Source organism: Streptomyces sp. NPDC041784 (assembly GCF_055591025.1).
The window spans coordinates 18,495-27,161 of sequence record NZ_JBVJAB010000059.1 but is presented as its reverse complement, the minus strand read 5'-3'; the positions used below and the strand labels follow the sequence as shown (position 1 = coordinate 27,161).

General features: G+C 68.0%; 6 protein-coding genes and 4 pseudogenes. 9 read left to right on the top strand and 1 reads right to left on the bottom strand.

The window, feature by feature from the left end:
- Positions 1–189 precede the first annotated feature (189 nt).
- The 5 genes and pseudogenes from ACZ6D7_RS46175 to ACZ6D7_RS46155 all read left to right on the top strand — a co-directional run.
- Positions 190–753 (top strand): annotated as a pseudogene (locus ACZ6D7_RS46175) (transposase); the annotation flags it as partial.
- Between the two features lie 22 nt (positions 754–775).
- Positions 776–1,190, top strand: a pseudogene (locus tag ACZ6D7_RS46170) (helix-turn-helix domain-containing protein); the annotation flags it as partial.
- Positions 1,169–1,720, top strand: coding sequence for an aldehyde dehydrogenase family protein (locus ACZ6D7_RS46165; protein ID WP_469504691.1), 552 nt, complete (start codon positions 1,169–1,171; stop codon positions 1,718–1,720). The pseudogene ACZ6D7_RS46170 and the gene ACZ6D7_RS46165, both read left to right, overlap by 22 nt.
- A gap of 477 nt (positions 1,721–2,197) precedes the next feature.
- Positions 2,198–2,437 (top strand): annotated as a pseudogene (locus tag ACZ6D7_RS46160) (IS5/IS1182 family transposase); the annotation flags it as partial.
- Positions 2,438–2,511: 74 nt separating this feature from the next.
- Positions 2,512–2,686: pseudogene (locus tag ACZ6D7_RS46155) on the top strand (helix-turn-helix domain-containing protein); the annotation flags it as partial.
- A gap of 9 nt (positions 2,687–2,695) precedes the next feature.
- Here ACZ6D7_RS46155 and ACZ6D7_RS46150 read toward each other — a convergent pair.
- The gene (locus ACZ6D7_RS46150; protein WP_469504689.1) at positions 2,696–3,496 is read right to left on the bottom strand and encodes a hypothetical protein; all 801 of its coding nucleotides are present in this window, start codon (positions 3,494–3,496) and stop codon (positions 2,696–2,698) included.
- 265 nt (positions 3,497–3,761) lie between these two features.
- On the opposite strand from ACZ6D7_RS46150, the gene ACZ6D7_RS46145 reads away from it, so the two are divergent.
- The 4 genes from ACZ6D7_RS46145 (at position 3,762) to ACZ6D7_RS46130 (ending at position 8,665) form a co-directional block, all read left to right on the top strand.
- A complete protein-coding gene (locus ACZ6D7_RS46145; RefSeq protein ID WP_469504687.1) occupies positions 3,762–5,072 on the top strand; it encodes an ABC transporter substrate-binding protein in 1,311 nt (436 codons plus the stop codon).
- Between the two features lie 118 nt (positions 5,073–5,190).
- On the top strand, positions 5,191–7,206 hold the full coding sequence (locus ACZ6D7_RS46140) for a branched-chain amino acid ABC transporter permease (RefSeq protein ID WP_469504685.1): 2,016 nt from the start codon (positions 5,191–5,193) through the stop codon (positions 7,204–7,206).
- Positions 7,203–7,955 (top strand): ABC transporter ATP-binding protein, encoded by a 753-nt coding sequence (locus ACZ6D7_RS46135; protein WP_469504683.1) that lies wholly within the window; start codon positions 7,203–7,205, stop codon positions 7,953–7,955. Before ACZ6D7_RS46140 ends, ACZ6D7_RS46135 begins: the two co-directional genes overlap by 4 nt.
- On the top strand, positions 7,952–8,665 hold the full coding sequence (locus ACZ6D7_RS46130) for an ABC transporter ATP-binding protein (protein ID WP_469504680.1): 714 nt from the start codon (positions 7,952–7,954) through the stop codon (positions 8,663–8,665). The genes ACZ6D7_RS46135 and ACZ6D7_RS46130 overlap by 4 nt, the downstream gene beginning before the upstream one ends.
- The last annotated feature ends 2 nt before the right edge of the window (positions 8,666–8,667 follow it).

The window sequence follows — 8,667 nt, the reverse complement described above, 5'->3', positions numbered from 1 at the left end:
CAACCGCCGACCAGCACCGATCGGGCACATTCTGCAATGGTCAACATGGCGCCGACGACGCCAGCACCAAGCCCGCCTGAGTCACTACAAACGACACGGACACAGCCCCTGAAAACTGCCCAGCACTCAGAACAAGCACCGTTGCAGTATTAGTGTTGTTTTTTCGGCGAGAACTACTGGGACCCCGATGTCTTCCGCGCCGACTGGGCCCACCAGCAGCCGCTGGTCGAGGACGCGCTCGGCCAGCAGATGCTCGCGCTCCTGGTCCAGCTGGAGGCCACCTGCACTGCGGCCGACAATCTGGCCGAGGCGGTGGAGGAAGCTTTCCCTCAGCATCCGGACGATGAGATCATCCTCAGCTTCCCCGGACTCGGCATCCAGCTCGGTGCCCGGGTGCTTGCCGAGATCGGGGACGACCGAAACCGCTTCGCCGATGCCCGGGGCCTGAAGGCATACGCCGGGGCTTCCCCCATCACCAGGGCCTCTGGCAAGAAGTCGACATTCACCCGCCGGTGGGTGAAGAACGACCGCCTCAACCACGCCGGCTACCTCTGGGCCTTCTCCGCGATCACCGCCTCATCAGGCGCCAAGACCCACTACCGCAGGCGCCGCGACGGCCACGGAGACTGGCACGCAGCCGCCCAGAGGAACCTCTTCAACCGCATGCTCGGCCAGCTCTACCACTGCCTTCAGCACCGCAAGCTGTTCGACGAACATACTGCCTTCCCCGTCGAACTCGCCTCCGCAGCTTGACGTGTTGAGCGCCTGAGGTGTCTATCCTGCCGCACTCGACCTCCCGCACGCCGTGGGTAACCATGCTCATCGTCACCCGTGAGGGTGACCGCCGCTGCAAGCTCCCGCCTCACCAGCGTGCTCTCGTCGGCCTGGTCTACCTTCGTCGGCACGACACGCTCGTGCAGATCGCCGCCGGTTTCGGCATATCCGTCGGCACTGCCCACGCCTACGTCACCGCCGTCGTCGGCCATCTGTCCCGCCGGGCGCCCGGGCTGCTGCGGGTCCTGCGGGAGACGGATCCCGATCACGTCCTGCTCGACGGAACGCTCGCCGAGTGCGACCGGGTCGGTGACAGCCGGGCCGACTTCTCCCAGAAGCACCGCCGCCACGGAGTGAACGTGCAGGTCGTTGCCGACCCTGGGGGCAAGCTGCTGTGGATCTCGCCCGCAAGGCCGTCCTGAAGGCGGGCGTGGAGGCGCTGAAGCTCGGCTCCCTGGCCGACCCCACGACCACCGTTCAGCCCATGGTGTCCAAGGGTCACTACGAGCGGGTGCAGAGCTACATCCGCAAGGGCATCGAGGAGGGCGCCGAAATCCTCGTCGGTGGTGAGGGCAAGCCCGAGGGCTACGAGGCGGGCAACTACGTCAAGCCGACCATCTTCGTCAACGTCACCAACGACATGACCATCGCCCGGGAGGAGATCTTCGGTCCCGTCCTGTCGGTGATCACCTACCGCGACGACGAGGAGGCCCTTCAGATCGCCAACGAGACGGACTACGGCCTGCGCGGTCACGTCTACGGCGAGGACCTGGACCGGGCTCGCGGCATCGCCAACCACATCCAGGCCGGCCGGGTCATGGTCAACGAGTTCGTGGACGACCCCATCAGCCCGTTCGGCGGCTTCAAGATGTCCGGCATCGGGCGCGAGTTCGGCGTTCACGGCCTCAACGCCTACCAGGAGGCCAAGACGGTCTTCGCCGCCTGATACAACCGGGGCGCCCCCAATCCAGACAGACCGGGGCGCCCCCGACGGACGAGAGGTCGGCCCTGACCGCGGAAACAGGGAAGAGGTCGCTCCTGTCTTGAGGGCTGTGCGTCGGACGGGCGTCTCGATCGGGTGCGCTGCCGGCCGTAGGCATGAAGGTCTCCTGGTAGCTCGGGGTTGCGAAGCCAACCGAGATCCAGGAGGCCCTGCTGCCGCAGTTGTACGTGCTCGCGACGAAGACGTACTGTCGGCGCGCGATGCCGTAGGTGATCGGCTACCTGGCCGACGACGGAATCAAGTGGCAGGCGGCGCAGAGGAGTTACAACCCTGGCCAGTGAGCCTTTCCCGGTAAGCGCCCGTCGCTCGCTGTGATCGCGATGCTTGCGCTGCGGCCCGTGCGGTCCCCAAGTCCGGGCAGGCGTAAGGCCCCTGGCAGGAACGATCTTGCGAAGGAAAGATCCGACCGAGGGGCCTCACGTGTCGATCAGTGTCACATACACCGCCGCGCTCGATGTGAAGCGGTCTACCGCCGAGCACGTGGCCCGGCTGCTGCGTGATCACCGCATCGCGGCCGGCACCCGCAGGGGCAGGCGTGCGCTGGGCTGCTTCCGTCAGGCGGTGCTCGTCCTGCGCTGGTTCATCGACGGCACGCGTCTGTCCCAACTCGCCTGCGACAACGGCCTGTCGGTCTCCACCGCCTACCGTTACCTCCACGAGGCTTGTGCCACATCAGCCAGAATGATCAGGTGGCTCAGCGTCTGAAGGGCTGGGACATTCATGACGATGAGGGCATGCGGTTGCTGTGGATCATCCGTGGGGGCACCGGTTCGGTGGTGATCTGACGGCGGGCCCGAATGGTGCATATTATCCGTGCAGGGCGTGCCCGTAGCGAAGATCGCCGAGGTGTCGTTCATCAGCGCGGACTGGGTCCGGGATGCGATCCATGACTTCACCGCGGACGGCTTTTCGTAGTCGTTACGTCGGTGTGCTCGGGGTCGCTTGGACGTGCCCAGTGGTGCCGCTCGGTTGTGTCGGCTCGGTGAACTGGTCGAACAGCATGACGGCGGCCCGGGTCAGGAGGGACCAGCCGTCCTGTCGCTCCGGGTCGTCCAGATCGGCGTATCCGGCGATCCATCGCATATGGAAGCCGTCGAGCAGGGCCGCGAGAGTGGTGGCGAGGTGTTCGACCTTGTAGGGCGCGCGCATTCGCAGTCCGTAGGCGTCGAGAAGGGCCTGGTACGCCTCACAGGCGACCTTGGTGAACGAATCGCCGTAATGCCCCAGGGCCTCGCGTACACGTGGGTTGGCCGCGCTGGCGTAGAAGCCGAGCATCACGCGGTAGATCGGGTCGACGCGGTGGTTCTCGTGGTTGTGGGTGAGTACGCCGTTGAGCGCCTCCTGCCACGTGATGCCGTTGTCGATCGCTTCCTCGAAGCGGCGGATGCTGTCCGGCAGGCTCGGGACCAGCTCGGCCTGGCGGGTGGTGAGGTGGAAAAGGAGTTCCGCCTGGAAATCCGCCTGTGCCGGCCAGATCTGGTAGATCGATCCGGTCGTGATCGCCGGTGCCCGGTCGTCGCCCAGCCGCTCCCGCACGATGCGCGTGGCTTCCTCGGTGACCTGCTTCACGCGGATATGGGCGAGGGCGGCAGAGACGGCTGCCTCACTGGTGTCGCCCGTGCCGGCGCATACGAGCTCGGTGGCCGCTTCGAGCATCAGTGCCCGCGTCTCCTCGAGGGAACGCCGCGGGAGCCGGCGCCGCCCAGCTTCCGTTGTCATGCCCTACCCCTCCTCATTGCATGATCGTTAATTCGGTGTCACCAAGGCGTTGACACAGCGCAAAGGCTACACCTAGATTCCAGCTTCGTAAGAAAGTTACGAAAGCTCGAAAGGCTGAATGAGCAGGCCTTTCGTGCCTCTTCGAGCCAGCCCGCCGCGCCGGTCACCCCGGGCCGCCCGCAGACTTCTCGCTGCCTTCCGCCTCTCCTTCCGCATGCCCCGCCGGGCACCGCCCTGCCCTTGTTCCCAGTACGGAGGATCCCGCATGCCCGCAACCTCACGTTCCCGAAGACTGGTCCTCGTCTCCGCCGTCACGACGTCCCTGCTGGGCGTCTCGGCGTGCGGAGGTTCGAGCACACCCGCATCGACATCGGCCGCCGGCTCGCAGGCGGCCTCCTCCGCTGCGGACTCCCGCCCGTCGAGCGCCGTCGTGACCGACTACCTGCGTTATGTGGGGGGCAAGGCGGGAAAGGCCGACGGAAGCCTTTCCCCCGTGGGCCTGGGCTGGGTGAACGTGGAGGGCGGCCCTGGAGGCAACCCCGAGGCGACTGCGGGCGCCCGCGCCGCCGTGAAGTACGTCAACGAGAAGCTGGGCGGGATCGGCGGGCATCCGCTGGAACTGAACGTCTGCACTGTGGTGTCGGCAGAGGAGGAGGGGCAGAAGTGCGGCCAGCAACTGCTCGGCGACAAGAGTGTCTCCGCCATCGGTGTCGGCAACCTCTACCTCGGTGACGCTTCCTTCAACGCCGTGGTCGCGGGCAAGAAGCCGGTGCTGGTCGGGGTGGCGACGGGCCCGACCATGCCCACGGCGAGGAACACCTTCAGCACCTTCGGCGACCTGCCGCACATCTTCGGCGCCTGGGGGACGTACTCCCGCGACGTGCTGAAGGCGAAGAACGCGGCGGTGATCCACACCAACACGCCGGGAGACAAGATCGCCTCCAGCGCGGCGGTGAAGGGCCTCGAGGCGGCCGGCCTGAAGGTGAAGTCCGTCGGATTCGACGCCCAGGCCACCGATCTCATCGGCCCGGTCACCGCGGCGGGGGCGAGCACGGCCGACGTCGTCGTGCCCATCACCATCGGTTCCGGATGCGTAGGTGTGGCCAAGGCCCTGAAGCAGCTGGGGGTCACCAAGCCGGTGGTCGCGACCCCCCTGTGCCTGTCTCCGGACGTCGCCCAGGGCCTCGGCGGCGACCTGCCCGCCTGGACGTATGGGGTCGCCCAGACTTTGACGGCCGATTCCTCGGCAGCCGACTCCAAGGCGTTCCTGACCGCCTCGGCACAGGTGGGGCTGGACAAGGACACGGCAGCCAAGGTCTTCGCGCCGCTGGCCTGGAGCACGGTGCTGACGTACGCCAAGATCTTCAACGCCGTCGGCCCCGACAAGATCACCCCCGCGACGGTCACCGAGCAGCTGAAGACGTTCACCGGGCCGGTCATCATGGGCGCTGCCGAGGTCAAGTGCGGCAAGTACAAGGACGCCTCCGCGGTCTGCAACGACCAGGCGCGTTTCTACCAGTACCAGGGCAAGGGCCAGTTCAAGCCGCTGACCGACTGGATTCGCCCGCCGCAGTGAGCCCCGCTCCCACCCTCCCACGGGCCCTCGGGCTCACCCCCGTGCCGACGGTGCAGCCGTCCCTCCCCAACGGAGCACCGTCGCCACGGGACTCCCACCGTCATGACAGGAGTCATGCATGGATCAGATCCTGCTCTTCGCCGTGCTCGGACTCGGCCAGGGAGCGTTGATCGCCGGTATCGCGCTCGGCGTCGTGGTGACCTACCGGGGCTCGGGCATCATCAACCTGTCCACCGGCGCCGTCGCCATGGCCTCGGCCTACATCTTCTGGGCGCTCACCTCCGGCTTCTTCGGCTTCACCCTGCCGACCGTGGCCGCTCTCATCGGAGCGCTCGTAGCCGCACTCGCCATCGGAGTGCTCATCGAGGTGGCGGTGTTCCGGCCACTGCGCACGGCCTCACCGCTGGCCAAGCTCGCCGCGTCGCTCGGCATCCTGCTCACCCTGCAGGCCACGGTGCTGCTGGTCTTCGGCACCCAGCCCCAGCAGGCACCGAGCGTCCTTGCCGGCGACACCGTCACCGTGCTCGGCATCACCACTCCGGCCGACCGGTTCCTGCTGACCGGTCTGATCATCACGATCGCGCTGGCCCTGGGCGCCCTGTACCGGTGGAGCCGGTTCGGCCTCGCCACCCGCGCCGCTTCGGAGAACGAACAGGCCGCGCTGCTCGCGGGCCTGTCCCCGAACGGCATCTCCCTGGCCAACACCCTCCTGGCTGCCCTGGTCGCCGGGCTGCTCGGCGTCCTGGCCGCGCCCATCGTCCAGGTCGACTCCATCACCCTCCCTCTCCAGGTCGTGCCCGCCCTCGCGGCCGCCCTCTTCGCCGGGTTCACGTCGCTGTGGATCGCCTGCACGGCGGGCATCCTCATCGGAGTGCTGCAGTCGATCGTGTACTACCTCTCCACGCAGAGCTGGTTCCCGACCGACAACGGCAACGCCATGCCGGGCCTTCAGCAGCTGCTGGTCTTCGTCCTGATGGTGGTCGCCCTCTACGTCCGGGGCGCCGGCCTGCCGCGCCGCGGGGAAGCCATCGAACAGCGACTGCCCGCCGTCCCCCTGCCCGAACGGCTGCTACGCCCAGCCCTGTTGGCCGCGGTCGTGGCCGCAGTGGCCCTGGTGGTACTGCCGTTCGACTTCCGTCAGGCACTCACCAACTCGATGATCGGCATGGTCATCGTCCTGTCGTACGTCGTCATCACCGGCTACGTCGGACAGATCTCCGTGATGCAGATGGCCATCTCCGGCACTGCGGGCTTCGCCCTCTCCCACCTCGCGGTCCAGTTGCGCATTCCCTTCCCCTTCGACGCCCTCGGCGCCACCTTGCTCGCCACACTGCTCGGCGTGGCCGCGGGCATCTCCGCCCTCCGGGTCCGCGGTGTGAGCCTCGCCGTCGTCACCCTGGCCGCTGCCCTGGCCATGGAACAGGCCCTGTTCGGCAACACCTCCTTCGGCGGCACCGCCGGCGTGTCCGTACCCCCGCCTCGCCTGTTCGGGGTGAACCTCGGCCCGGGAGCGGACTTCCGCGGTCTGGACGGCAACGAGCCCAGCCCCATGTTCGGATTCCTCGTGCTGGCCGTCACCGTCGTTCTCGGACTGTACGTCGCCCATCTGCGGCGCACCGGTCTCGGCAGGCGCATGCTCGCGGTCCGCTCCAACGAACGGGCCGCCGCGGCGGCGGGAGTCGACGTACGGGCCGTGAAGATCGCCGCCTTCGCCGTCAGCTCCTTCATCGCCAGCGTCGCCGGCACCCTGTACGGCTACAACTTCGGCTCTGTCAGCGCGGCCCGGTTCACCGCGCTGGCCGCTCTGGGCCTCATCGGCTTCGCCTACATCGGCGGCATCACCATGGTGTCCGGAGCCGTGATCGCGGGACTGATGTCGACCGAAGCACTGCTGCCGCACGCGTTGGACAAATGGTTCGGGATCAAGGGGACTTGGGCGCTGCTGTTCGGCGGGGTGTCCCTGATCGTGACGCTGATCGCCAACCCCGACGGAATCGCGGGCGCCAACCACCGCCGCAGGACGGCGAAGAGAGCCGCACGTGCCGCGGCCCAGGTGAGTACGCCGGATGGCCCGCACCCCGCCGGGGAGCACCACGCACCCGCCGCGCTCGACACCACGGAGGTCGCCTCGTGAACGTACTGTCGGTCCAGTCGGTCAGTGTCAGCTACGGCGGCGTGCACGCGCTGAGCGAGGTGTCCCTGGACGTCGGGCAGGGACAGCTCGTCGGGCTGATCGGCCCGAACGGCGCCGGCAAGACCACCTTCGTGGACGCCGTCACCGGCCTCGTCACGGCGCGTGGACGGATAGCACTGGACGGCCAGGACCTCACGGTCACGGAGAACCTTCAGATCACGGCGGACCGGCCGAGCTGGTGGAGAGCATTCGGTGAAACCCTCGGCCGCCGCGTGTCCCCCGACTCCGCCGCCGCACAGGCCCTGTCAGCCCTGGGACTTGAGGATCTCGCACACGCCTCGGCCCACCAGCTGTCCCAAGGACAGCGCAAACTCGTCGGCGTGGCCCGGGCCCTGGCCGCCCGACCGCGCGTCGTCTGCCTCGACGAACCTGCTGCCGGGCTGGACACGGCGGAGAGCGCCGAACTCGGACGCCGCCTGCGTGCCATCGCGGACGACGGCACATCACTGCTCCTCATCGACCACGACATGAGTCTCGTCATGGGCATCTGTGACCACGTGGTCGTCCTGGAATTCGGCAAGGTCATCGCCTCCGGGCCACCCACGCAGGTCCGCACCGACCCGGCCGTCGTCACTGCCTACCTGGGGGCCTCCGCCGCCCAGCCCACCGCTGCCTCCCGGCAGCACGGCGGCACACCATCCGCCGACGGCCCGTCCAAGGTCGCCACCACCACACCGGAGCCATCATGAGCACCCCTGTTCTCGAGGTGAGCGGACTCACCGCCGGATACGACGGTGCCCCGGTCATCCGCGACGTCGACCTGACCGTCGCGGCGGGACAAGTCGTCGCCCTGCTCGGAGCCAACGGCGCCGGGAAGACCACCACCTTGAAGGCCATCTCCGCACTGCTGCGCCCCATGGCCGGCACGGTCACCTTCGCCGGTTCGCCCCTCGACAGAATCCCGGCCGCCACCCGCGCCCGTCTCGGCATAGCCCATGTCCCCGAGGGGCGAGGCATCTTCTCCGCTCTCACCGTGGCGGAACATCTGCGCCTCGCCCATCGGGGAGAGCGCCTGGACGAGGCCGCCGCCTACCGTTACTTCCCTGTCCTGTCCCGCCTCAAGGACCGCAGGGCAGGCCTGCTCTCGGGCGGCGAGCAACAGATGCTCGCCATGGGGCGCGCACTGGCCCGGCGCCCGAAACTGCTCCTGCTCGACGAACTCAGCCTCGGCCTGGCACCCATCATCGTGGAGGAACTGCTCCCCGTCGTACGGCGCTACGCGGACGACTCCGGCTGCGGAGTACTGCTCGTCGAACAGCACGTCGGCCTGGCCCTCGAGATCGCGGACCACGGCTACGTCCTTACCCACGGCGAAATCACCACCCGCGCCGCAGCCCGGGAACTCGATGCCGACCAGGCCAGGATCGTCGCCGGCTATCTCGGCGAACACACCGTCTGATC